Annotated in this window: 24 protein-coding genes; 4 read left to right on the top strand and 20 right to left on the bottom strand. The window is 44.9% G+C overall.

From position 1 onward, the window contains the following. Positions 1-13: 13 nt before the first annotated feature. Positions 14-457, bottom strand: a complete 444-nt coding sequence (locus DIC78_RS12480; protein WP_024123174.1) for a GNAT family N-acetyltransferase — start codon at positions 455-457, stop codon at positions 14-16. Positions 458-524: 67 nt separating this feature from the next. Then, positions 525-1,199 (bottom strand): stage II sporulation protein R, encoded by a 675-nt coding sequence (gene spoIIR / locus DIC78_RS12475; RefSeq protein ID WP_024123175.1) that lies wholly within the window; start codon positions 1,197-1,199, stop codon positions 525-527. A gap of 140 nt (positions 1,200-1,339) precedes the next feature. On the opposite strand from spoIIR, the gene DIC78_RS12470 reads away from it, so the two are divergent. Then, the gene (locus DIC78_RS12470; RefSeq protein WP_044159746.1) at positions 1,340-1,705 is read left to right on the top strand and encodes a UPF0715 family protein; all 366 of its coding nucleotides are present in this window, start codon (positions 1,340-1,342) and stop codon (positions 1,703-1,705) included. A 15-nt stretch (positions 1,706-1,720) separates the two neighbouring features. Here DIC78_RS12470 and DIC78_RS12465 read toward each other — a convergent pair whose 3' ends face one another. The 3 genes from DIC78_RS12465 to prfA form a co-directional block, all read right to left on the bottom strand. Then, on the bottom strand, positions 1,721-2,008 hold the full coding sequence (locus DIC78_RS12465) for a DUF5316 family protein (RefSeq protein ID WP_024123177.1): 288 nt from the start codon (positions 2,006-2,008) through the stop codon (positions 1,721-1,723). 73 nt (positions 2,009-2,081) lie between these two features. Further along, entirely contained in the window at positions 2,082-2,948 is an 867-nt protein-coding gene (prmC, locus tag DIC78_RS12460) for a peptide chain release factor N(5)-glutamine methyltransferase (protein WP_127696389.1), read from the bottom strand. A 1-nt stretch (position 2,949) separates the two neighbouring features. Then, positions 2,950-4,020 (bottom strand): peptide chain release factor 1, encoded by a 1,071-nt coding sequence (prfA, locus tag DIC78_RS12455; RefSeq protein WP_127696930.1) that lies wholly within the window; start codon positions 4,018-4,020, stop codon positions 2,950-2,952. 121 nt (positions 4,021-4,141) lie between these two features. On the opposite strand from prfA, the gene gloA2 reads away from it, so the two are divergent. Further along, complete coding sequence (gene gloA2 / locus DIC78_RS12450) at positions 4,142-4,531, top strand: SMU1112c/YaeR family gloxylase I-like metalloprotein (protein ID WP_206197106.1); 390 nt, start codon at positions 4,142-4,144, stop codon at positions 4,529-4,531. Between the two features lie 121 nt (positions 4,532-4,652). Beyond that, complete coding sequence (gene racA, locus DIC78_RS12445; RefSeq protein ID WP_024123181.1) at positions 4,653-5,207, top strand: chromosome-anchoring protein RacA; 555 nt, start codon at positions 4,653-4,655, stop codon at positions 5,205-5,207. A gap of 35 nt (positions 5,208-5,242) precedes the next feature. On the opposite strand, the gene DIC78_RS12440 is transcribed toward racA, so the two are convergent. The 11 genes from DIC78_RS12440 to spo0F all read right to left on the bottom strand — a co-directional run bounded on the left by DIC78_RS12440 (position 5,243) and on the right by spo0F (position 15,787). Then, positions 5,243-6,202 carry an AEC family transporter gene (locus DIC78_RS12440; RefSeq protein WP_024123182.1) on the bottom strand — a complete coding sequence of 320 codons (960 nt, stop codon included), beginning with the start codon at positions 6,200-6,202 and terminating at the stop codon, positions 5,243-5,245. Between the two features lie 81 nt (positions 6,203-6,283). Next, the gene (gene malS, locus DIC78_RS12435) at positions 6,284-7,981 is read right to left on the bottom strand and encodes an oxaloacetate-decarboxylating malate dehydrogenase (RefSeq protein WP_024123183.1); all 1,698 of its coding nucleotides are present in this window, start codon (positions 7,979-7,981) and stop codon (positions 6,284-6,286) included. A 287-nt stretch (positions 7,982-8,268) separates the two neighbouring features. Beyond that, positions 8,269-8,856, bottom strand: coding sequence for a thymidine kinase (locus DIC78_RS12430; protein ID WP_024123184.1), 588 nt, complete (start codon positions 8,854-8,856; stop codon positions 8,269-8,271). 89 nt (positions 8,857-8,945) lie between these two features. Further along, a complete protein-coding gene (gene rpmE / locus DIC78_RS12425) occupies positions 8,946-9,146 on the bottom strand; it encodes a 50S ribosomal protein L31 (RefSeq protein ID WP_003151132.1) in 201 nt (66 codons plus the stop codon). Between the two features lie 118 nt (positions 9,147-9,264). Next, positions 9,265-10,548, bottom strand: coding sequence for a transcription termination factor Rho (gene rho, locus DIC78_RS12420; RefSeq protein WP_010332253.1), 1,284 nt, complete (start codon positions 10,546-10,548; stop codon positions 9,265-9,267). Between the two features lie 31 nt (positions 10,549-10,579). Then, entirely contained in the window at positions 10,580-10,741 is a 162-nt protein-coding gene (locus DIC78_RS12415) for a hypothetical protein (protein ID WP_032731180.1), read from the bottom strand. Positions 10,742-10,955: 214 nt separating this feature from the next. Further along, positions 10,956-11,921, bottom strand: a complete 966-nt coding sequence (glpX, locus tag DIC78_RS12410) for a class II fructose-bisphosphatase (RefSeq protein ID WP_044159762.1) — start codon at positions 11,919-11,921, stop codon at positions 10,956-10,958. A gap of 31 nt (positions 11,922-11,952) precedes the next feature. Then, on the bottom strand, positions 11,953-13,242 hold the full coding sequence (locus DIC78_RS12405) for a UDP-N-acetylglucosamine 1-carboxyvinyltransferase (RefSeq protein WP_024123187.1): 1,290 nt from the start codon (positions 13,240-13,242) through the stop codon (positions 11,953-11,955). A gap of 376 nt (positions 13,243-13,618) precedes the next feature. Next, positions 13,619-14,257: a fructose-6-phosphate aldolase gene (gene fsa / locus DIC78_RS12400; protein ID WP_024123188.1), complete on the bottom strand. Its 639-nt coding sequence runs from the start codon at positions 14,255-14,257 to the stop codon at positions 13,619-13,621. Positions 14,258-14,374: 117 nt separating this feature from the next. Beyond that, positions 14,375-15,232 (bottom strand): class II fructose-bisphosphate aldolase, encoded by an 858-nt coding sequence (locus DIC78_RS12395; protein WP_024123189.1) that lies wholly within the window; start codon positions 15,230-15,232, stop codon positions 14,375-14,377. 180 nt (positions 15,233-15,412) lie between these two features. After that, positions 15,413-15,787 carry a sporulation initiation phosphotransferase Spo0F gene (gene spo0F / locus DIC78_RS12390; RefSeq protein WP_003227621.1) on the bottom strand — a complete coding sequence of 125 codons (375 nt, stop codon included), beginning with the start codon at positions 15,785-15,787 and terminating at the stop codon, positions 15,413-15,415. Between the two features lie 165 nt (positions 15,788-15,952). Between spo0F and DIC78_RS12385 the strand changes: the two genes are divergently transcribed. Beyond that, a complete protein-coding gene (locus tag DIC78_RS12385) occupies positions 15,953-16,474 on the top strand; it encodes a DUF2529 domain-containing protein (protein ID WP_024123190.1) in 522 nt (173 codons plus the stop codon). Positions 16,475-16,556: 82 nt separating this feature from the next. Here the strand turns inward: DIC78_RS12385 and pyrG are convergent, their stop codons facing one another. The 4 genes from pyrG to DIC78_RS12365 all read right to left on the bottom strand — a co-directional run bounded on the left by pyrG (position 16,557) and on the right by DIC78_RS12365 (position 22,386). Beyond that, the gene (gene pyrG, locus DIC78_RS12380) at positions 16,557-18,164 is read right to left on the bottom strand and encodes a glutamine hydrolyzing CTP synthase (protein WP_024123191.1); all 1,608 of its coding nucleotides are present in this window, start codon (positions 18,162-18,164) and stop codon (positions 16,557-16,559) included. Positions 18,165-18,407: 243 nt separating this feature from the next. Beyond that, positions 18,408-18,950: a DNA-directed RNA polymerase subunit delta gene (gene rpoE, locus DIC78_RS12375; RefSeq protein ID WP_106019720.1), complete on the bottom strand. Its 543-nt coding sequence runs from the start codon at positions 18,948-18,950 to the stop codon at positions 18,408-18,410. Between the two features lie 182 nt (positions 18,951-19,132). Continuing rightward, positions 19,133-20,272, bottom strand: a complete 1,140-nt coding sequence (gene acdA / locus DIC78_RS12370; protein ID WP_106019721.1) for an acyl-CoA dehydrogenase AcdA — start codon at positions 20,270-20,272, stop codon at positions 19,133-19,135. Further along, positions 20,269-22,386, bottom strand: coding sequence for a heterodisulfide reductase-related iron-sulfur binding cluster (locus DIC78_RS12365; RefSeq protein ID WP_127696387.1), 2,118 nt, complete (start codon positions 22,384-22,386; stop codon positions 20,269-20,271). Before DIC78_RS12365 ends, acdA begins: the two co-directional genes overlap by 4 nt. Positions 22,387-22,523 lie beyond the last annotated feature (137 nt).

The following is a 22,523-nucleotide window of genomic DNA, read 5'->3' as shown; positions in this document are numbered from 1 at the left end:
GTATAAATCTCACTTATCCGGATGCTTTTTTCATTAAGACGGCCCCTTCCGCTTGCCTCGATTCACAGAAGTGATCCGAGGCAAACAGCTCTTCCGGCACACTCTCTGCCCGTTCAAAGCCCATGGCCCCCAGGAAATCAGCCGAAGAATGCTGATTGGCTACCAAGTATACCGTTTTAATCTCATGCTTTTCACAAAGCACCTCCATGCTTTGAAAGAGCGATACAATATGACCTTGGTGAAGCTTGTCCGATATCACAAGTGAGCGAAGCAGGGCTTGATCGCAGCTGATTTTTTCGATCCCCAGACAGCCGGCTATGTTTTTCTCGCTGTCCTCCAGCATCAGAAACTGGGTGAACCCTTCCTTTACGCCCTCATGATTCGTTTTGGCCTGTTTTAAAAATTCCTCAAGTATGTCTCCGTCCTTTTCCCTTGCCACCCGCAGTTGATAAAACATTCGTTCACCCCATTTACAGCGTTCTTTCTTCCAATCTATGAGGCAAATCTATTTTTAGACCTGGCGATTAAGAAAAAAGATCGGAAAACCATTCTACGACGAAGAATTTTACTTCTGTATTGTCTTCTTTCTCTTTCTCATCTTCTTTTTCAGCTTTTTCCGCTTTGGCTGTTAAGTCCTCAAGCGCTTTTTCCGTTTGTTTTTTTGATGCTTCTTGATCTTCTTGTTCTTTTACGGCTTCCCCATTCGAAAAATCAAGAAAGCAGAGCGGCGGGAATAACACGCACCACCAATTGGCGCCTTCACCGTTCCCAAGCGTAATCAGAATGGCTTCGTATTCTCCAGCAGGATATACCATGCTGCCATAAAGTTTTGTCGGAAATGAGATTTTGTCAAAATCAACAGATATTGATTGACTGGCGCCTTCTTTTTCCATGGTTTCTTTTGCAATTTCCTTGATCTCAGGCAGCTTTGAGCGGATCAAACGCCGCGCTTCTTCAATAGAAGTAATATCCTTGACCCATGTTGTGATTTCTTTATTGACGGCGTCTCTGATATGACGCTTTAATGCTTGGTCCTCGTCACGATCGCTGTTTGCCAATATTCTCAGGCGAATCGCCTCGTCCGGAATGACAACCGGCTCATTTTCAGATTGCTGTGCCGTCTCTTCTTTCGCCAATCCTACGAGTGCCCCAGATAATAAAAGAAACATATATATACAAATGATAACTGTTTTTTTCATCGGTCCCCACCGTTCCTCTCCGTGCTTTGTATCTAGCCCTATTATGGACAAGGAACGTATGGAGTAAACCTGCAGCGGCAAAAAAATCTAGCAAGCTTTTAATCTAATTTATGGTACGATAGTGTTTTAGGAGGTTTAAAATGAAATATAATTACACAGTGCTGCTGTCAGCGTTCACGATGTCAGTTCTTTATTCGATTATTTACATTCATTCCTTTATTATAGCTGCTCTCGTAACGATGGCCTTTTATTTCTTATTTCCTTATTTACTATTCGCGCTGCCGCTTCAGATCATGATGAATAAAAAGCCGAAACGGTTCAGCCCTTTGTACTTGCTGTATTATCTTGCCGCGGCGTTTATCGCCAACGCGATCATCTTTGGCGTGCTGCAGCCTTCCGGGCAATCTCTGCTTCAAAATACAGCTTTTTACATCTTCGCTGTATTAACAGCTGTTGTCTACTGGATATGGGATTCTGTTTTGCTGCAAAAAAAGGAAGCCTCTTAAGGGCTTCCTTTTTCATTAGATCAAAACGGTCAATAGATAACATAGAATAGAAGGTATGGCAGCAACAAAGAAAGCAGCTGATATTTTCAACCGGGCTGTCCGGCCTTCTTTGGTTTCTGAATGGTAATTCGCCCGCTGGTCGCTTCCGCTTACAGCTAAACCCGATGTCACAATGGCAAGCCCGATCAAAACAAGAGACGCAATGCCGAAAATGAATTCATAAGAAATGGCTTGCGCAAAAATAGAACCCACCATACTTTCAATGGCAATAAGTAAAATTCCTGCTGTCAGGGCCTTTTTCATCTTTTACATCCCCTTTGCTGGTGTTAAAACAGCTTGCTGGTCCCGTTCTTATCTCAACTCACCAGCAAGCTGCTTATTTATTCTTATGAATTACCGCGCATATGGTTCTGTCTTTTCCGTTAATATCCTTCAGGACTTCAACTTCCGCATCCTTAAACGCATGCTGAATCAGCTCTTTTACAGCTGCGCCCTGCTTCCACCCGATTTCAAAGACGACAAGCGCGGTATTCTTCATGACCAGCGGAATGGCTTCCATAAACCGCTTATAAAATTTCAGCCCGTCTCCGCCGTCAGTGAGGGCATGCAAAGGTTCATGGAAACGGACAATCTCAGATAAATCGGCCATTTCTTCTTCAGAAATATAAGGAGGGTTTGAGACGATAATATCTGCTTTTTTTCCAGCCTTAATAAAGGGCTCAAGCAGGTCGCCTTGAAGAAAATGCACCTCCGCTCCGAGCTTTTCCGCATTGGCTGAAGCAACGTCCAGCGCCTCTTTGGAGATATCAATCGCTGAAACAGAAAAGTTTTTGTTTTCCAGTGCAAGCGTGACGGCTATTGCGCCGCTGCCGGTGCCGACATCTACCACTTCGAGCTGTTCTCCTTCAGAAAAGACACTTCTATATTTCTCAAGAAGATGGCAGACAACCTCTTCCGTTTCCGGACGCGGGATCAGCACATCATCATTCACCATAAATTCCCGCCCGTAAAAAAACTCTATTCCGATAATGTACTGAACCGGTACGCCTTCTTTGTGCATATCGACGTGGCGTTTAAAGCGATACAGCTCATCTTCACCGATCGGTTCCTGCAGGCTGGCGAGCAGCTTGCTTCTATCCATTCCGGTATCATAAAGCAAAAGCAGCTCAGCCGCATTTTCTTCTCTTCCCGCTTCCGTTAAATAAGAAGAAGCCCATTTCAGGGCTTCAAATATCGTCTTCATCTTAACTATCCGCCTGCTGAAGCTTGCTTGACTGATCTTCTACAATCAGTGTTTCAACCACTTCGTCAAGTTTTCCTTCAAGAATCTGATCAAGCTTTTGAATGGTCAGGCCGATTCTGTGATCCGTCACACGGTTTTGCGGGAAGTTGTATGTGCGGATACGCTCAGAGCGGTCACCTGATCCGACAGCCGATTTCCGTGTTTGATCATATTCAGCCTGTGCTTCCTGCTGAAATTTATCGTAGATTCTGGCACGGAGAACCTTCATTGCTTTTTCTTTGTTTTTGATTTGAGATTTTTCATCCTGACATGATACGACAACGCCTGTCGGCAAATGCGTCAGACGAACGGCAGACATTGTCGTGTTCACGCTTTGTCCGCCCGGTCCGCTTGATGCAAACGTATCAACACGGATATCCTTCTCATGAATGTCAACCTCTACCTCTTCGGCCTCAGGAAGACATGCTACTGTTGCAGTAGAAGTATGGATACGGCCGCCTGATTCTGTTTCCGGAACACGCTGAACACGGTGAGCGCCGTTTTCATATTTGAGTTTAGAATATGCGCCGCTGCCCGTAATCATAAAGATGATCTCTTTGTAGCCGCCCGTTCCGGTTACACTTGCTTCCATGACCTCGGTTTTCCAGCCTTGAAGCTCGGCATAGCGGGAATACATTCTGTACAGGTTGCCTGCAAATAAAGCGGCTTCCTCTCCGCCTGCAGCTCCGCGGATCTCCATGATAACGTTTTTATCATCATTAGGATCTTTCGGGATCAGGAGCACCTTCAGACGTTCTGACAGTGTTTCCGTTTCCTTCTGGAGTTCAGAAATCTCTTCCTTCACCATGTCGCGCATCTCAGCATCAAGCTTATCCTCAAGCATCGCTTTTGCATCAGCCAGCTGTTCTGACGCATCTCTGTATTGTCTATATACGTCAACTGTTTCTTGTATATCAGATTGCTCTTTCGAATATTCTCTAAGCTTTTTCGGATCGTTGACAACTTCTGGATCGCTTAAAAGCTCATTTAATTTTTCATATCGTTCTTCGATTGACTTTAAACGGTCTAACACGGTCTTCACCTCTGTTTTCCTGTGCGTAACATTCTCATTATAGTATAGGGACTATCGCCAGTCAAAAGCATTTCAATCCCAGTTAAAAAAGCCTCCTCTGCTATACTGAAAAAGAGGAGGGATCGTATTGCTTACATCCATACATCATATTGCAATCATATGCTCAGATTATGAAAAGTCGAAAGCTTTCTACGTACATAAGCTCGGTTTTCAGGTGATACAAGAAACATACCGAGAAGAGCGCGATTCCTACAAGCTTGATTTGTCGCTTAACGGCTCGTACGTCATTGAGCTGTTTTCGTTCCCTGATCCGCCCGCACGTCAAACCCGTCCTGAAGGTGCAGGGCTCCGTCATCTTGCCTTTACGGTCAGCAGCTTAGAACAGGCTGTTCAGGAGCTTTACGAAAAAGGAATCGAGACAGAGCCGATCAGGACAGATCCGCTGACAGGCAAGCGGTTCACCTTCTTTTTTGATCCCGATCAGCTTCCGTTAGAGCTGTATGAGCAATAACGGTTTTTGAAGAAAAAAGGGAGATGCCCACTTTCTTTGCCGAATCTTTTCTTGTTTTGTCTAATAGGAAGGGAACCGCTCCCCATGGTCGAATACCTAGCTAAAAAGGAGGTATGGGATCATGAATACAAATATGGTAGCAAGTGAACTCGGCGTCTCCGCAAAAACAGTGCAGCGGTGGGTGAAGCAGCTGAACCTTCCGGCTGAACGTAACGAGCTCGGACACTATTCGTTTACGGCTGAAGATGTGCAAGTCCTGAAATCTGTTCAAAAACAAATTTCTGAAGGCACGGCGCTTCAGGATATCAATGTGCCGCAAAGCAATAAGAAGCGCACAGGCTTCCTTGTCCAAAAAACAAACAGTGACACAGAGAAAAGAATCGAACAGCTCGAACAAAAACTTGACACCTTATTACAGCAAAAACAGGACGAAAACGGGCTGCTGGCAAGAATTGAGGAACTGGAACGCCAGCTTAAACAAAAAGCCGATGAAGGCGTATCCTATCAGCTTCTGCAGCACAGAAGAGAAATTGATGACATTCTTGCTGATCTGCAATCACTGACCTCACAAATGAAAGAATTCACCGCTCAGCCGACCCCTGAGACTGCTGCTTCTTCCGAAAAAATAAAAACAAGAAAAAAACCGCTGCTGTCACTGTTTAAATTTCAAACGTAAAGTAAAAAAGCTCCCCTTAAAGGGAGCTTTTTTGATTACGCAGTAAGCGCAATAATAATTGGAAGTGAAATCAATGACAGAATCGCACTGATCACAAACGCAGTCGCAGTTTCTTCCTCTTGTTTCTCGAAACGAGTCGCAATCATGGCTGCAACGGCAGAACCAGGGAATGCAACAAGAAGGATCGCTTTTGTTGTTTGATCAGCTGGAAGTCCGACTGCAAGAGCAATCAGGAACATTAACGCAGGCTGAACTGCAACTTTTAGTAACGCAATACCGATAGCCGGCAGACTGAGTTTAATTTTACGAATACCAACGGTAACACCGACAGCAAAGAGAGCAACACCCGATGTTGTGCTTCCAAGCTGATCAAGCATTTTAACACCCAGCTCAGGAAGAGTGAAATTGAAAACCAGCACTAAGATCATACTGATTAACGGAGCAGCTGCAAGCGGCTCACAAAGACCATGCAGGATTGATTTCCCTGTCATCTTCCAGAAACTGTCGCCGCTCTCTTCGTTTTTCTTAGAAGACTCACCCACTGTAGCAACAATGATCGCAAGCGGATCAAGAATCGCATTAACAACGATACCTGTTACAGCGATCGGAATCGCAACCTCTTGCGCACCGAACAAGCTTCCCAATACAGGAATACCCATAAATGCGAATGTCGGCTGTGCAGAGTTCAAAGAAAATACGGATGAGTTCGTTAAATCATACTTAAAGACAAATCTGCAAACCAATAGAATGATGATATAGAAACCAACAATCCCGATAAGTAAAGAAACCATTAATGGAACTTGTGATAAAAATTCACTTCTGGAAGTTGTCAAAATACCAGCGATAAAGTGAGCTGGAAGTGCGTATTTCGTTACTAACGTACTTACCCCTTTTGCTGACTTGGCATCATAACTTCCGAAATGTCCTGCAAACCAACCCAGCACGATAACAAAGAAGATCGGTGCCAGGAGGATTAAGATATCTAAGATGCTCAAAATATTCTCCTCCAAATCCTATGTCCGTATACTTTAGCTTTATTCAAAGCTTTCCCTCGGACAGAAAAATTACACGCTCAATTATTTTGCGATGACTTTTTTGTATTCAGGTGTCCACATTGCATCAAGAACAGCTTGTTTTACATCTTCAGGCTGACGATTTGCTACGCCGTCTTTGATCGCTGCTTCAGCTACAGCAATGGCAACTTGAATAGATACTTCTTGAAGCTTGTCGATGCTTGGAAGCAATCCAGCTCCAGGTGTTTCAAAATCAACCATTTCAGCAATCGCATCAGCTGTTGCAGCAAACATAGCAGGCGTAATAACACGCGCTTCAGCTACGATTGAACCAAGGCCAAGACCAGGGAATGCGAATGCGTTGTTAGATTGTCCGATTTCATAAGAAACGCCATTGTACTCGACATTGTCAAATGGGCTTCCTGTTGCTACAAGCACTTTTCCGTCAGTCCATTTGAACAGATCTTCAGGAACAGCTTCTGCAAGGTGAGTCGGGTTAGACATCGGCATGATCACCGGACGGTCTACGTGAGATGCCATCTCTTTCACAATTTCCTCTGTGAACGCTCCTGAAACCCCTGAAGTACCGATTAAGATCGTTGGTTTTGCTTGGCGAACCACTTCATCGAATGAAATTTGGCCTTTTTCATCACGTTTCCAGTCTTTCACTTCTGCTGCACTGCGAAGGTAAGGTTTTTGGAAATCAAGGATGCCTTCCATATCGTCTGTTAACAGGCCTCTGTAATCAAGTGTGAAGAACGCTTTGTTTGCTTCTTCTTCAGATAATCCAGCAAGCACCATTGTGTCACGGATTTGGTCAGCAATACCGATACCAGCTGAACCTGCACCGAAGACAACTACACGCTGATCTTTAATAGATGCGCCTGTTTTCTTCATAGCAGCAAGCACACCAGCAAGTGTAATTGCGCCTGTACCTTGAATATCATCGTTGAATGTCAGGATTTCGTTGTTGTATTTTTTCATGATATTGCGCGCGTTTTTGTTACCAAAGTCTTCCCAGTGAAGAAGCGCTTTAGGGAAGAATTTAAGCGCAGCTTTTACATACGCATCAACGAATTCTTCGTAACGTTCATCAGAGATACGTTCATGGTGGTTACCAATGTATAAAGGATCATTTAAAAGTTTTTCGTTGTTTGTACCGACATCAAGCACTACAGGAATAACACGGCTAGGGTCAATACCAGCTGCAGCAGTGTAAACAGCCAATTTACCGATAGCGATGTTAATACCGCCTACACCCCAGTCACCGATACCAAGGATACTTTCAGAGTCAGTTGCAACGATAAGATCAATATCGCCTGCTGTCGCATGAAGGTTTTCAAAAGCCTTTTCAATACCGTCAATGTTGTCGATTGACAAGTAGATACCTTGAGGTCTTCTGTATTCATGGCTGTATTCTTGAATTGCTTCACCAACTGTTGGTGTGTACACAACAGGAAGCATTTCACGAAGGTGATTTTGCAGCAATTTATAGAAAAGAACTTCATTGCGGTTAGCAAGATCATTTAAGTAAACATTTTGACGAAGGCGGTCTGGCTGAGCTTTAAATTGCTCGTATGCGCGTTTTGCTTGTTGATCAAGAGAAAGTACAGTTGGCGGAAGAAGTCCTTCTAAGCCAAGTTCTTGTCTTTCTTCTAATGTAAAAGCAACACCTTTATTTAAAGTAGGAATAGATAAAACTTCTTTTCCTCTTAATGTTGTTTCTAAATGGCCTTCCTTAGTTTTTTTAATGTTATTCAAGCAAATCTCCTTCTTTCTTGAAATAGTTAACCAAGTTAAGTAATAACTCATCTAAAAATAACCGATCATGATCTTTATGCGACTTTGTGACAATTATTCGAACAATGTCTCAAAACTATTTACATTACGTTAGTTATTTTATGCCTGTCAAAATCAAAATTCAAGGGAAGAAAATTACTTAATTTTTTAATACACTTAATTAAATTTTTTAATTGATTGTTATCAGAATATATAAAAAACACCAGCTTTTCGGCCGGTGCTTTCTATCTTTTTACCCATGTTTTGTATTAGTTTTTAGATTTTCCCGGGACTTCGTGATGATGTCTGCATCTTGCTTCATAGGATTCGGACGCACCCACCAGAATGACCGGATCATCATAAGAAGCCGGCTTTCCGTCAATGAGCCGCTGTGTTCTGCTTGCCGGTGATCCGCAGACGGAACAGACGGCCTGCAGCTTCGTCACACTTTCAGCGATGGCCATAATATCCGGCACAACGCCGAACGGCTCTCCTCTGAAATCCATATCAAGGCCCGCCGCGATCACACGGTAGCCTTTATCGGCAAGAGACGATAAAACACCAATGATTGACCGATCGAAGAATTGAACCTCGTCCACTGCAATCACATCCGTGCTCTCACTGATATGATTCCAAATGTCCTCAGCCGAAGAAATGGCATAGCTCGTCATAGATGTTCCATTATGGGAAACAACAGCATCCTCGCTGTATCGATTGTCAATCACAGGTTTAAAGACCCTGACCTCCTGCTTGGCATAAGTTGCTCTCTTTACTCTTCTGATCAGCTCTTCAGATTTTCCCGAGAACATGCTGCCGCAAATCAGCTCCAGCCACCCGCTTTGCTTCATTATGTACATTGGCTCTGCTCCCCTCTCTCTGCCAGCTGTGTTTTTGACAATATAAAAAACAGGCAAGAAGTGCTTCTTGCCTGTTGAGAAATCTATTATTACTTAAGACCGTATTTTTTATTAAAGCGATCAACACGACCATCAGCAGAAGCGAATTTTTGACGGCCAGTGTAGAATGGGTGGCATTCAGAGCAAATCTCAACGCGTACCTCTTCTTTTACTGAGCCTGTTTCAAATTCATTTCCGCAAGCGCATTTAACTGTTGCTTTTTTGAAATTAGGATGAATTCCTGCTTTCATTGTATCCATCTCCTTCCGCCCTGAATCCCGTGTGGAAACAGAGTTATTATTTCGGAGCATTGTCCGAAACGCATATGAGAAAATTATATCAGTGATTTACTTCTTTTGCAAATAGATTTTATCGTCTGGCTGATGATAGATTTGCCTGTTTCCATTCTTGATTGAGAATATCGAAAAATTCCTGGTTTGTTTTGGTCTTTTTCATTTTTCTCATGAATTTTTCCGCGAAATCAGGCGAATCTGACATCGTTTTGCGGATAGACCATAAACGGTCAAGATGCTCTTTAGGCACAAGCAGCTCTTCCTTACGCGTTCCAGAACGGCGAATATCGATGGCAGGGAAGATGCGGCGTTCTGCCAGAGAGCGGTCAAGATGAAGCTCCATGTTGCCCGTTCCTTTGAATTCTTCATAGATTACATCATCCATACGGGATCCTGTATCAACAAGAGCAGTGGCGAGGATCGTTAAGCTTCCGCCCTCTTCGATATTTCTCGCCGCCCCGAAGAAACGCTTCGGACGGTGGAACGCTGCCGGGTCAATCCCTCCGGAAAGTGTTCTTCCGCTCGGCGGAATCACTAAGTTGTAGGCGCGGGCCAGACGTGTGATACTGTCCATCAGGATAATGACGTCTTTCTTATGTTCAACGAGGCGCATAGCGCGTTCAAGCACAAGCTCGGCTACTTTGATATGGTTTTCCGGCACTTCATCAAACGTTGAGCTGACGACATCCCCAGCAACAGAACGCTCAATGTCTGTAACCTCTTCCGGTCTTTCGTCGATCAACAGCACAATCAGCTCTGCTTCAGGCTGGTTCGCTGTAATGCTGTTGGCGATTTCCTTCAGCAGCATCGTTTTCCCGGCTTTCGGCGGCGCAACAATCAAACCGCGCTGGCCAAAGCCTACCGGCGCCATCATGTCCATAATTCTTGTAGACAAGAAATTCGGTTTTGTCTCGAGCACCATATGGCGGTCTGGATAAAGCGGAGTAAGGGCTGGGAAGTGAACACGCTCTTTTGCCGATTCCGGATCATCTCCATTTACCGCTTCAACGTGCAAAAGTCCATAATAGCGCTCGTTTTCTTTTGGCGGGCGAACCTTGCCTGATACTTTGTCTCCGTTCCGTAAATCGAAACGGCGGATTTGTGAAGCTGAGATGTAAATGTCTTCAGAGCTTGGAGAATAGTTGATCGGTCTCAGGAAGCCAAATCCCTCTGATTGGATGATCTCAAGAACACCTTCCATAAACAGAAGATCTTCCTGCTCTGCATTCGCTTTCAGAATGGCGAAAATCAGCTCTTTTTTTGTCAGTTTGCTGTAGTAGGAGATTTTATAATGTCTTGCAAGTTCATATAGCTCTTTCAATTTCATATTTTCCAAAGAGGAAATAGATACGTCTTTCATAAAAAACACCACGCTTTTCATAGTCAATATCTTACTTTACACATGTAATCTGCTGCTTTTGCACAACATCCGCCAAAGCACATTCTTTTTTTAACATAAAGGAACTTCTATCGGTAACACTTCCACCCATGATCGGCGCTTTTGTTAAAAGGATTGTCTTAATGAGTTTTGAAGGAAGCGAGGACAAAAACATGAGAAGATCAATACTTATATCGTCTGTATGCGGTAGAAATTGAAACTTTCCTAGTGCTTAAAAGAAGGAATTACGCAGTTAAAAATCGCAGCACTCTTTATTTTTACCTTATTTCAAACAATTATTCAACTGAAATAAGGTTTTGACACGCAATTGATAGGGTTGTCTCTTTTTTGCAAAAGAAAAGCGGGTCAACACCCGCTTTTTCTCTTTGTTATGGACGGATTACGAGATTTGGTTTTTTCTTCAGGCTGTGTCTGCCGTCAACGAAACGGACAGTTCCTGACTTCGCACGGATGACCAAGCTTTCAGTCGTGCCGACAGACCCTTTGAATTGAACGCCTTTTAACAGCTCGCCGTCAGTTACGCCGGTAGCCGCAAAAATCGCGTCATCGCCTCTCACAAGGTCTTCCATACGCAGCACTTTGCTTAAATCAAGGCCCATTTTGTTGCAGCGTATGATTTCTTCCTCGCTTTGCGGAAGAAGTTTACCGATAATTTCTCCGCCCAGCGCTTTTAACGCTACAGCAGATAGGACGCCTTCAGGAGCTCCGCCTGATCCGAACAGGATGTCTACGCCTGTGTGGTCGAAAGCCGTGTTGATGGCGCCTGCGACATCCCCGTCATTGATCAGTTTGATTCTGGCGCCGGCCTCGCGAAGCTCGGAAATGATTTTTTCGTGTCTATCACGGTTTAAAATGGTGGCAACGACGTCCTCGACGTCTTTGTTTTTCGCTTTTGCTACAGCTTTAAGGTTATCAATGACTGGAGCTTCAATATCAATGCAGCCCACCGCTTCCGGACCGACTGCGATTTTCTGCATATACATATCTGGAGCGTTTAAAAGCGTGCCGTGGTCCGCAACTGCAATAACCGTCAGCGCATTCCAGCCGCCGCTTGCCAAAATGTTTGTGCCTTCGAGAGGATCAACGGCGACATCGACACGCGGACCGTACCCGTTTCCGAGTTTTTCCCCGATATAAAGCATCGGCGCTTCGTCCATTTCACCTTCTCCGATCACAACAGTTCCTTTCATCGGAACTGTATCAAAAACGTCTCTCATTGCGCTTGTTGCTGCTTCATCAGCCTCGTCTTTTTTTCCCCGGCCCATCCATCTTGCAGATGCTAATGCCGCAGCTTCAGTCACACGAACCAATTCCATTGATAAACTTCTTTCCATCTCAACACGATCTCCTCTCGCAAATAACCAATTAAGAATTTTGCAGCTGTTCTATCTCTTCATCAGTCATTCTCTCGCGCCAGATTGTGGCTCCCAGACCCTCGAGTTTTTTCTCAAGGCTGCTGTATCCGCGATCAATATGCTCCAGACCTGTAATTTCCGTGACGCCGTCGGCCATCAGCCCGGCAACCACTAAACAGGCTCCGGCCCGCAGATCGCTCGCCTTGACCTTAGCGCCTTGAAGGTCGACAGGTCCCGTTATGATTGCAGATCTGCCCTCTACCTTCATATTAGCGCCCATTCGTCTCAGCTCATCAATATGCTTGAATCTCGCCGAATAGATGGTGTCAGTCACGACGCTTGTCCCTTTTGCTCTCGTCAAAAGCGCTGTCATCGGCTGCTGCAAATCAGTCGGAAAGCCCGGGTATACTAGGGTTTTTACATCAACCGGCTTTAGGTTTTTCTGCCCGCCGACAATAAGCAGCTGGTCGTCGCTCGTCTCAATGTGAAAGCCCATTTCTCTCAGCTTTGCTGTTAAGGACTCAAGGTGTGTCGGGATTACATTATCGATGATGACCTCTTTGCCCATCGCAGCACCGGCAATCATAAATGTTCCGGCCTCAATTCTGTCCGGGATGATCGTATGTTTGCAGCCGTGCAGTTCCTTTACGCCATCGATTCGGATTACGTTGGTTCCAGCGCCTTTGATTTTTGCGCCCATGCTTGTGAGCAGTGTCGCGACATCAATAATCTCCGGCTCTTTCGCAGCGTTTTCGATGATGGTTTTCCCTTCTGCCAAAACAGCCGCAAGCATAATGTTAATCGTTGCCCCGACGCTTACGACATCTAAATAAATACGTGCGCCTCTCAGCCTTTCAGCGCGCAAATAAATCGCGCCCTGTTCATTGGTCACTTCAGCTCCGAGCGCTTCGAAGCCCTTGATGTGCTGGTCAATCGGACGGGGGCCCAAGTGGCAGCCGCCAGGCAATCCGATGACGGCCTGTTTAAAGCGGCCGAGCATCGCCCCCATTAAATAATACGACGCGCGCAGTTTTTTCACTTTTCCGTTAGGAAGCGGCATGCTGATCATTGATGTGGGGTCTACAATCATATCCCCATTCTCAAAATGCACATTACCGCCGATTTCCTGTAACAGGTCACGCAGCGTTTCAATATCTGAAATCTCAGGAAGCCCTTCTATTGTCACCTCGGAATTTGCCAAAATGGTTGCTGGTATTAATGCAACAGCACTGTTTTTAGCGCCGCTGATGTGTACTGTACCGTTTAACGAGTCACCGCCGGCAATATTCAACTTTTCCATGATAGTCTCCTTCCATAAGAAGATAGCTGCGGAGCTAAATAAAATGGCATTTTATTCTGTCTCTGCAAATAAAGCTCATGTCCAAAATCTAGCCAATTCGAAGAGAAAGAATACAACACATTGTAAAATATCAGGAAGAAAATAGCGAAGCTTTGCGGGGGCATAGGTTTCAAAAAATCGACAGAGACCCGCCGGCTAAAGAGACATCTTCGTCATCCGGCAAAAGCAGCACGCAACCCTCATTCCGATATCAGCTTCTGCAGCCCAATGATTCCTTCTCTGTAAGCGGCGTGCATCTGAAGGTCCGCTGGATCAGGACGGTGAAAAGCAAAGGCCGCGGCAAACAGACACTACACTCTGTTTGCCGCCGCTTGAATTACTTGTTCCAGTCTGCCAGGAATTGTTCGATTCCTTTGTCTGTTAACGGGTGCTTTGTCAGCTGATAAATGACTTTAAGCGGCATTGTGCCGATATGAGCCCCTCTTAATGCAGCTTCAGTTACATGCTGAGGATGGCGGATTGACGCCGCAATGATTTGCGTATCAAGCCCGTGGATATCAAAAATCTGCTTGACTTCTGAAATCAGGTCAAGCCCGTTATGGCCGATATCATCTAAGCGGCCTAAGAATGGAGATACATATGTAGCGCCCGCTCTTGCAGCAAGAAGCGCTTGGTTTGCATTGAAGATCAATGTGACATTTGTTTTGATGTTTAAGTCAGTAAGTGCTTTTACGGCTTTTAAACCGTCAGCCGTCATCGGGATTTTCACCGTGATGTTCGGAGCGATTTTCGCCAGTTCTTTTCCTTCCTCGATCATTTCCTCAGCTTTCAGAGAAATAACCTCCGCGCTTACAGAGCCCGGAACGACTTCTGTGATTTCACGAAGGCGGTCATGGAATGATACGTTAGCTTCTTTTGCTACTAAACTAGGATTCGTTGTTACACCGGCAAGAACTCCTAATTCATACGCTTCTTTAATCTCATCGATATTGGCTGTATCAATAAAAAATAACATTTACAAAAGCCTCCCTGAGTAAGAATTTTCAGAACTGTGAATATGATTGCGCTTTCTAAAGATAGACGGAAAACCGCCTGTCAAGCTGTCAGGCGGCTATAAAAAGTTCCAATTGAATTAAGCTTGGTTTGAAGAACCAAATTCACGCATTTTACCGATAACAGTTTCTTTAATCGCTTCGCGAGCAGGTCCAAGGTATTTACGAGGATCGTACTCGTCAGGCTTAGCTGCCAACGTTTCGCGAACAGCTTTTGCAGAAGAAATTTGGTTTTCAGTATTTACGTTGATTTTAGCTGTACCAAGTGAGATTGATTTTTTGATGTCAGCAGTCGGAATTCCAGTACCGCCGTGAAGAACGAGCGGAAGACCAGTTGAATTTCCGATCTCTTCCATTTCTTTGAAGCCAAGGTTTGGCTCACCTTTGTAAGGGCCGTGAACAGAACCTAATGCAGGTGCAAGGCAGTCGATGCCAGTGCGCTCAACAAGCTCTTGGCACTCTTTAGGATCAGCGTAGATTACGCCTTCAGCGATAACGTCGTCCTCTTGTCCGCCGACTGTTCCTAGCTCAGCTTCTACAGATACACCGTGGAAATGAGCAAGCTCAACAACTTTAGAAGTTGTTGCTACGTTTTCTTCAAATGGATGGTGAGAAGCGTCGATCATTACAGATGTGAAACCTGCATGAATCGCTTTCGCACAAGATTCAAAGCTTGAACCGTGGTCTAAGTGGATCGCAACAGGAACTGTCACTTTGTACTCTTCCATTAGTGCTTTTACCATAGCTACGACTGTTTTGAAGCCGCCCATGTAGCGTCCCGCACCTTCGGAAACACCAAGGATCACTGGAGATTTTTCTTCTTCAGCTGCTTGTAAAATCGCTTGAGTAAACTCAAGGTTGTTTAAGTTAAATTGTCCTACAGCATAACCTTTTTCTTTAGCTGTATTCAACATTTCCGTCATTGAAACTAAAGGCATGTCGAATGTCCTCCTTATGTAGCCTGATTGTCTTCTAGCGAAAAAAGCTTTCCACCCTAGCATGACCCATAATTTGCTGTCATATGTAAATACTCAGATCGCTTTTTCTCCATAACTAGAATACCAACTTTTCGACAAATCGGCAACACAATGAGCTCATTCAATTGTTTCTTCTTTTTGTCAGTTAGACTTCAGGGGCAGATATTTTTTGACGGCGTCTCTGATTTCGTCGATGTCAAACGGCTTCGCAAAGTGTGTCAATGCGCCCAGTTCCTTTGATTCCTGGATCATATCGAGTTCTCCGTAAGCCGTCATGATGATCACGCGGATGTTTTCATCAATGACTTTCATCCGTTTTAAGATTTCGATTCCGTCCATGCCGGGAATTTTCATATCCAGAAGGACAAGGTCCGGACGTTCTTTTGTCACAATATCAAGCGCTTGAAGGCCGTTCGCAGCCTGAAATGTCTGATAGCCCTCTTTATTGAACACTTCGTTAAGCAAAATACGTATTCCGTATTGATCATCAACGATTAAAATTTTTTCATTCATCATTTTACACCCCAATATTATGATTTTCGTCAAAAGTAAGCAGTAGTTTATGTATTCTGTTTGATTTTCCTATTTCCTTTAATTATAATAGTCTACTTTACGACATTTTCTGAGCATTTTCTCTTTTGTTGTATACTGTTATTGTACGTTATAAAGGAGGATTCACTTATGTTGAAAATATTTACGACACAGTTAACAGGTATTTTTTCCCGCATTCAGGATAAGGAATCTGACGCGATTGAAGATGGGGCGCGATTGCTTGCTCAAGCGGTGGTCAGCGGGCATTCCATATATATATACGGGGCAAATGAGCTTCAGGGCGTCTTATATGAGGCTACCGAAAGCAAAGAGCCGCTTCCTTCCGTCAAAGCGTTTCCCGCCAACGCGGATGAAGTGACAGAAAGCGACAGGGTGCTGATGTTTTGCTCAGGGACAGGTACAGATGAAGAACAGGCGCTCGCGAAAGAGCTTTATGAAAAAGGCGCGGGAGTCGTTTGCGTATCGCCGGCAGCCAAAGACAGCGCCGGAATCGAACAATATTGCGATGTGCATATTGATTCGAAGCTGAAAATGCCGCTCGTTCCCGATGAAGACGGCACCCGTTACGGCTTCCCTTCATTAATGACAGCATTGTATGTCTACCATGCTCTATCATTTACATTAAAAGAAATTCTGCAAGAGTATGCATAATCACTTATTGTACATGCTGTATCTTGCCGGAAACAAATAAAAAAGACTTGTCCGCTTTTGACAAACGGCAAGTCTTTTTTTATTACTTCTGATTTGCAGCTTCAACAGACGCTCCGATAAAGCCTTTAAATAATGGCTGAGGTCTTGTCGGTCTTGACTTGAACTCTGGGTGGAACTGAGAAGCCACGAACCAAGGATGGTCTTTCAGCTCGATAATTTCAACAAGGCGTCCGTCCGGGCTGGTGCCTGAGAATACGAAGCCTTGGTCTTCCATTTGCTGTCTGAATTCGTTGTTGAATTCATAACGGTGGCGGTGACGCTCGTACACCACTTCATCCTGATACACTTCAAATGCTTTCGTGCCCTCTTCAAGCTTACAAGGGTAAAGGCCGAGACGAAGTGTTCCTCCAAGATCTTCAACATCCTTCTGTTCAGGAAGAAGGTCGATGATCGGGTATTGAGTTGACGGATCAATTTCCGCAGAGTGAGCGCCTTTTAAGCCTAATACGTTTCGGGCATACTCAATAGATGCAACCTGCATGCCTAAGCAAATGCCCAAGAACGGAATGTTGTTTTCGCGCGCATGTTTTGTCGCAATGATTTTACCTTCAACACCGCGGTCACCGAAGCCGCCCGGTACGATAATACCGTCTGTGCCGCTAGTAAGCTCTCCGATGTTGCTTTCTGTTACTTCCTCAGCGTTAATCCACTTCACTTTTACATCTGTGTCAAACGCGTAGCCCGCGTGGCGAAGTGATTCAACGACAGAGATGTAAGCGTCAGGAAGCTCAACATATTTTCCGACAAGTCCGATTGTGGTCGTTTGAGACAGGTTGCTGACCTTGTTCACAAGCTCTTTCCACTCGGACATTTCCGCTTCTTTGCATTCCAGCTGCATGTGCTGGCAAACAAGCTTATCAAGTCCTTGTTTTTGAAGCTCAAGCGGAATGGAATAGAGGTTGTCCGCATCTTCACATTCAATAACCGCTTTTGTATCGATGTCGCAGAATAATGCGATTTTGTCCTTCATATCTTGAGAAATCGGCATTTCTGTACGAACAACGATAATGTTTGGCTGAATGCCCAGGCTTCTTAATTCTTTTACGCTGTGCTGTGTCGGTTTTGTTTTCAGTTCGCCGGCAGCTTTAATGTAAGGCACAAGTGTACAGTGGATGTACATCACGTTTTCACGGCCGATGTCACTCTTCATTTGGCGGATCGCTTCAAGGAATGGCAGGGATTCGATGTCTCCGACAGTACCGCCGATTTCTGTAATCACGACATCCGCGTTTGTTTCTTTACCCGCGCGGTATACGCGGTCTTTCAATTCATTTGTGATGTGCGGAATAACCTGCACTGTTCCGCCGAGGTAATCGCCGCGTCGTTCTTTTTTAAGAACTGTTGAATAGATTTTACCTGTTGTTACGTTGCTGAATTTATTCAGGTTGATGTCGATAAAACGCTCATAGTGGCCCAGGTCTAAGTCTGTTTCAGCGCCGTCATCTGTTACGAATACTTCACCGTGCTGGTAAGGGCTCATTGTTCCCGGATCGACGTTGATGTATGGATCGAATTTTTGAATTGTGACGTTCAGTCCGCGGTTTTTCAGCAAACGCCCTAATGAAGCTGCTACAATACCCTTTCCAAGTGAGGATACGACTCCCCCGGTTACAAAAATATATTTCGTCATTTCGTTTGCTCCTCTCTTCGCTCTAAGCTACATTTCTTAAAATGTACCGTTTTATAGGAAATCATTTAGCCTTTTAAATGATTTATAAGAAAAATGAGGGGTGAAAATAAGAAAGCTCCCTTTCAATTTCTTGAAAGGGAGCATAACGTTCTATGTTCTCTCTTCGTTTTTGAAGAGCCCAAAATACATACTACATAGTTCGACTATGAAAGTCAAGATCGATTTGAGGATGAAATTCTTTTACTATTTTTTATCCTCATCGCCTTCATCATAGTCATCTTCGTCATCTTCATCTTCTTCTTCATCGTCATCAATGAGATCATCATCAATTTCGAGTTCGTCTTCGTCGTCATCTTCATCGATATCGTCAAACTCATCAGCATCGAGATCAAGCTCTTCCTCAACCTCAGCCAAATCGAGCTCGTCTTCGTCAACCTCTTCAAATTCATCAAGATCAAGATCTTCTTCAACAGCTTTTTTCGCTTTTTTCTTTTTCGCCTTAACTGTCGGCTGTGTTTCTTCATCAAGCTGATCGTACGGATACCAGCTGCGAAGGCCCCAAGTCTGGTCAGAGAGCGCCAAGAAACGGCCGTCAATATTTAAATCTGTATAAAATTGTGCGATGCGGTCTCCAAGCTCTTCTTTTTTCACGCCGAGCAATGATGCAATTTCATTTAAAAGCTCCTGAAAAGGAACTGGTTTTTTATGATCTTCAAATAATTCGTGAGCGATTTCAACTAAAGCCATTTCCTTTAGCTGTTCCTGTGAATATTGTTTGATACCCAAGGTCGGACACTCCCTTTCTATTACTTATATGTATCTGTTTTATCAATAATGAAAGCGATATTGTATCGTTCTTATACAAACCATACCTCTCATTATAAACAAAATAAAACAGAATATGCTACCCTTAACAGCGTTAATTTAAATAATTTTACAAGAGTGATCCGACTGATAGATGTTTTGCCTTATTCTGCGAGCATTCTGGAGATAACCAGCCTTTGAATTTCTTGGGTACCTTCGTAGATTTGCGTAATTTTCGCGTCGCGCATATAGCGTTCAACCGGATAATCCTTCGTATAGCCGTAGCCGCCGAAAATCTGCACAGCTTCGGTCGTCACCTTCATCGCCGTATCCCCTGCCAGCAGTTTGGACATAGCGGAGGCTTTTCCATACGGAAGGCCTGACGACTCCAGCCATGCCGCCTGGTAGGTCAGTAGCCTTGAAGCTTCTATCATTGTCGCCATATCTGCAAGTTTAAAAGCTATGCCCTGCTGCTCGGCAATCGATTTGCCGAACTGTTTTCTTTCTTTTGCGTATTGAAGCGCCGCATCAAGCGCTCCCTGAGCGATGCCAACAGCCTGTGCCGCAATGCCGTTTCTTCCTCCGTCAAGCGTCTTCATCGCGATTTTGAAGCCTTCTCCTTCTTCACCGAGACGATTTTCTGCGGGAACGACACAGTCTTCAAAGATGATCTCTGTTGTCGGAGAAGAACGGATGCCTAGTTTCTTTTCTTTCTTGCCTGTCAAAAATCCTTCGAAATCCTTTTCTACAATAAAAGCGGAAATGCCTTTTTTCTTTTTCTCAGCGTTAGTGACTGCAAACACAATATAAATATCAGCGGCGCCACCATTTGTGATAAACACTTTTGATCCGTTTAATACATAGTCATCACCGATTCGCTCAGCGGTTGTTTTCATCCCGCCGGCGTCTGAACCGGAGCCTGCTTCAGTCAAAGCGAAAGCCCCGATTTTCTGCCCAAGGGCCAGCTGTGTTAAGTACGCTGCCTTTTGTTCTTCTGTGCCAAATGCAAACAGCGGCCAGCCGCAAAGCGAGATATGCGCCGAAAGCGTCACGCCGGTGGAGGCGCAGACTTTTGACAGTTCCTCCACCGCTATGACATAAGCCAGGTAGTCACTTCCGATTCCGCCGTAAGCTTCAGGCCACGGAATCCCTGTTAATCCTAAATCCGCCATTTCCCGAAACAGGTCACGATCGAATCGTTCTTGTTCGTCACGTTCTGCCGCTGTCGGTGCAACCTCATGCTTGGCAAAATCACGAACCAATTTCCGAATCATTTCGTGTTCTTCTGTTAATGAAAAATTCATCGCTTTTCCCCCATTGTCATATCAGCGCCCAAGACAGATTGAGCCAGAAGCTCCGCGACGTCATACGTTTTGACACGATCTTCCGCTTCTTTTGCCTTTGTGCCGTCCCCAAGCATCGTGAGGCAGTACGGACAGCCGGAGCTGATTACCGACGGATTGACTGCCAGCGCTTGCTCTGTTCTGGCGACATTAATCCTGTTGCCTGACTCTTCCTCCATCCACATCAAGCCTCCGCCAGCTCCGCAGCACATGCCGGTTTCCCGGTTTCTCTCCATTTCAATAAGCCGCACACCCGGAATGGCTTTTAAAATCTCTCTCGGCGGATCATAGACTTCGTTGTACCGTCCCAAGTAGCACGAGTCGTGGAAGGTGATCGTTTCATGAACTGGGTGCTGCGGTTTTAATTTCCCGCTCTTCACAAGATCGGCCAGCACTTCCGTATGATGATACACTTCGCCTTCAAAGCCGAAATCAGGATATTCGTTTTTAAATAAATTGTATGCGTGCGGATCAATCGTAACGATTTTTTTCACATTATTTTTTTCAAATTCCGAAATATTCTTTTCGGCCAGTTCTTGAAATAAAAACTCATTTCCGAGGCGGCGCGGGGTGTCCCCTGAATTTTTTTCTTTGTTGCCGAGGATCCCAAAGGTCACACCTGCTTGGTTCAGCAGTCTTGCAAAGGAGATGGCGATCTTTTGGCTTCTGTTGTCGTATGAACCCATGGAACCGACCCAGAAAAGATATTCGAATTCTTTTTCCTCTTTTTTTAATTCTTTTACTGTCGGAATATCGGCATCTGGGGCTGCGTCGCGCCAATTTTCACGTTCCTTGCGGTTGAGGCCCCACGGATTTCCCTGCCGCTCAATACTCGTCATCGCCCGCTGTGCGTCACTGTCCATTTTTCCTTCAGTCAGCACGAGATAGCGGCGAAGGTCAATGATTTTATCAACATGCTCGTTCATGACGGGGCACTGATCTTCACAGTTCCGGCAAGTGGTGCAGGCCCAAATTTCTTCTTCGGTAATGACATCGCCGATTAAGCTCGGACTGTAATCTAGCGCGGCGGCGGCTTCCTGTGATCCGCTCCCTGAGGCTGCCGCAGCCAGCTGGTTCCCTTTCGTATGCCGGAAAGCTGCAGCCGGCACCCATGGCGAGCGAGAAGTGACGGCAGCGCCTTTTTCTGTGAGGTGGTCCCTTAGGCGTAAAATTAAATCCATCGGCGACAGCATTTTTCCGGTGCCTGTCGCAGGGCACATATTGGTGCAGCGGCCGCACTCGACACACGCATACAGATCAATCAACTGGGACTGCCTGAAATCCTCAATTTTTCCCGCTCCGTAGCTTTCTTTCGTTTCGTCTGTGAAATCAATTTTTTCGAGCTTTCCGGACGCTTCAAGCCTGTTGAAAAAGATATTGGCAGGACCGGCAATTAAATGAGCGTGCTTTGACTGCGGCACATACACTAAAAAGCTCAGTAAAAACAGCAGATGCACCCACCATGCGATATAGAAAATCACCGCGGCGCCCGTCTCCCCGACGCCGCCAAGCAAAAACGCGATGCCTGAAGCGATCGGCTCGCTCCAAGAAAGCCCGTGATCATGCCAGATCAGATTCATTGCGTTCCCCAGTAAAACCGTCAGCATTAAACCGCCGATAAAAATGAGAACAAGTCCAGATTTAAAGCCTCGTTTCAGCCTGACGAGCTTTTCGATATAGCGTCTGTAAAATGCCCAGCCAACCGCAATTAAGATCAGAAACGTAACGATTTCCTGAAAAAAAGTGAAGGCGGGATAGATCGGGCCAAGCGGCAGATTTCGATCCGGGACCAGCCCTTTGATGATAAAGTCAATCGCTCCAAACTGAACCAATATAAAGCCGTAGAAAAACATGACGTGAATGATGCCGCTTTTCTTATCCTTGAGCAGTTTTTTCTGCCCGAATACATTCACCCATATGGCCTGAAGCCGTTCCTTGATCCGTTTATCGAACTGTTCCTTTTGGCCGAGCCTGATGTAAGCAAGCCTTGTTTTGACCAAATAGACAAACAAATAAACAGCGTAAGCGGTTACAATCAGAAATAATAATGCATTGACAATGAGAAAGCCGCTCATTCCAATTCCCCCTTTTTACTGATGAAGACCGTGATCCCCTGCCCCAAAATCTGTATAAGATTATCTTTATGATAAATAATGAATGAGTGTTCAGTCAATAATTAAATTCCTGCTGTTCGGGCACACTACTTACAACT

Origin of the sequence: Bacillus halotolerans, from assembly GCF_004006435.1 — a bacterium.
GTDB classification, from domain to species: domain Bacteria; phylum Bacillota; class Bacilli; order Bacillales; family Bacillaceae; genus Bacillus; species Bacillus halotolerans.
This window is presented reverse-complemented; position numbering and strand designations above follow the sequence as displayed.

Bases quoted from the DNA above. Each gene is read 5' to 3' on its own strand.
- DIC78_RS12480 (WP_024123174.1), bottom strand. From the start codon at position 457: ATGTTTTATCAACTGCGGGTGGCAAGGGAAAAGGACGGAGACATACTT.
- spoIIR (WP_024123175.1), bottom strand. From the start codon at position 1,199: ATGAAAAAAACAGTTATCATTTGTATATATATGTTTCTTTTATTATCT.
- pyrG (WP_024123191.1), bottom strand. From the start codon at position 18,164: ATGACGAAATATATTTTTGTAACCGGGGGAGTCGTATCCTCACTTGGA.
- spo0F (WP_003227621.1), bottom strand. From the start codon at position 15,787: ATGATGAATGAAAAAATTTTAATCGTTGATGATCAATACGGAATACGT.
- DIC78_RS12365 (WP_127696387.1), bottom strand. From the start codon at position 22,386: ATGAGCGGCTTTCTCATTGTCAATGCATTATTATTTCTGATTGTAACC.
- rho (WP_010332253.1), bottom strand. From the start codon at position 10,548: ATGAAAGACGTATCTATTTCCTCTTTGGAAAATATGAAATTGAAAGAG.
- racA (WP_024123181.1), top strand. From the start codon at position 4,653: ATGAATACAAATATGGTAGCAAGTGAACTCGGCGTCTCCGCAAAAACA.
- DIC78_RS12405 (WP_024123187.1), bottom strand. From the start codon at position 13,242: ATGGAAAAGTTGAATATTGCCGGCGGTGACTCGTTAAACGGTACAGTA.
- DIC78_RS12465 (WP_024123177.1), bottom strand. From the start codon at position 2,008: ATGAAAAAGGCCCTGACAGCAGGAATTTTACTTATTGCCATTGAAAGT.
- DIC78_RS12385 (WP_024123190.1), top strand. From the start codon at position 15,953: ATGTTGAAAATATTTACGACACAGTTAACAGGTATTTTTTCCCGCATT.
- fsa (WP_024123188.1), bottom strand. From the start codon at position 14,257: ATGTTATTTTTTATTGATACAGCCAATATCGATGAGATTAAAGAAGCG.
- DIC78_RS12430 (WP_024123184.1), bottom strand. From the start codon at position 8,856: ATGTACATAATGAAGCAAAGCGGGTGGCTGGAGCTGATTTGCGGCAGC.
- DIC78_RS12415 (WP_032731180.1), bottom strand. From the start codon at position 10,741: ATGTTTTTGTCCTCGCTTCCTTCAAAACTCATTAAGACAATCCTTTTA.
- acdA (WP_106019721.1), bottom strand. From the start codon at position 20,272: ATGAATTTTTCATTAACAGAAGAACACGAAATGATTCGGAAATTGGTT.
- rpmE (WP_003151132.1), bottom strand. From the start codon at position 9,146: ATGAAAGCAGGAATTCATCCTAATTTCAAAAAAGCAACAGTTAAATGC.
- glpX (WP_044159762.1), bottom strand. From the start codon at position 11,921: ATGGAAAGAAGTTTATCAATGGAATTGGTTCGTGTGACTGAAGCTGCG.
- prmC (WP_127696389.1), bottom strand. From the start codon at position 2,948: ATGAAGACGATATTTGAAGCCCTGAAATGGGCTTCTTCTTATTTAACG.
- DIC78_RS12470 (WP_044159746.1), top strand. From the start codon at position 1,340: ATGAAATATAATTACACAGTGCTGCTGTCAGCGTTCACGATGTCAGTT.
- DIC78_RS12395 (WP_024123189.1), bottom strand. From the start codon at position 15,232: ATGCCTTTAGTTTCAATGACGGAAATGTTGAATACAGCTAAAGAAAAA.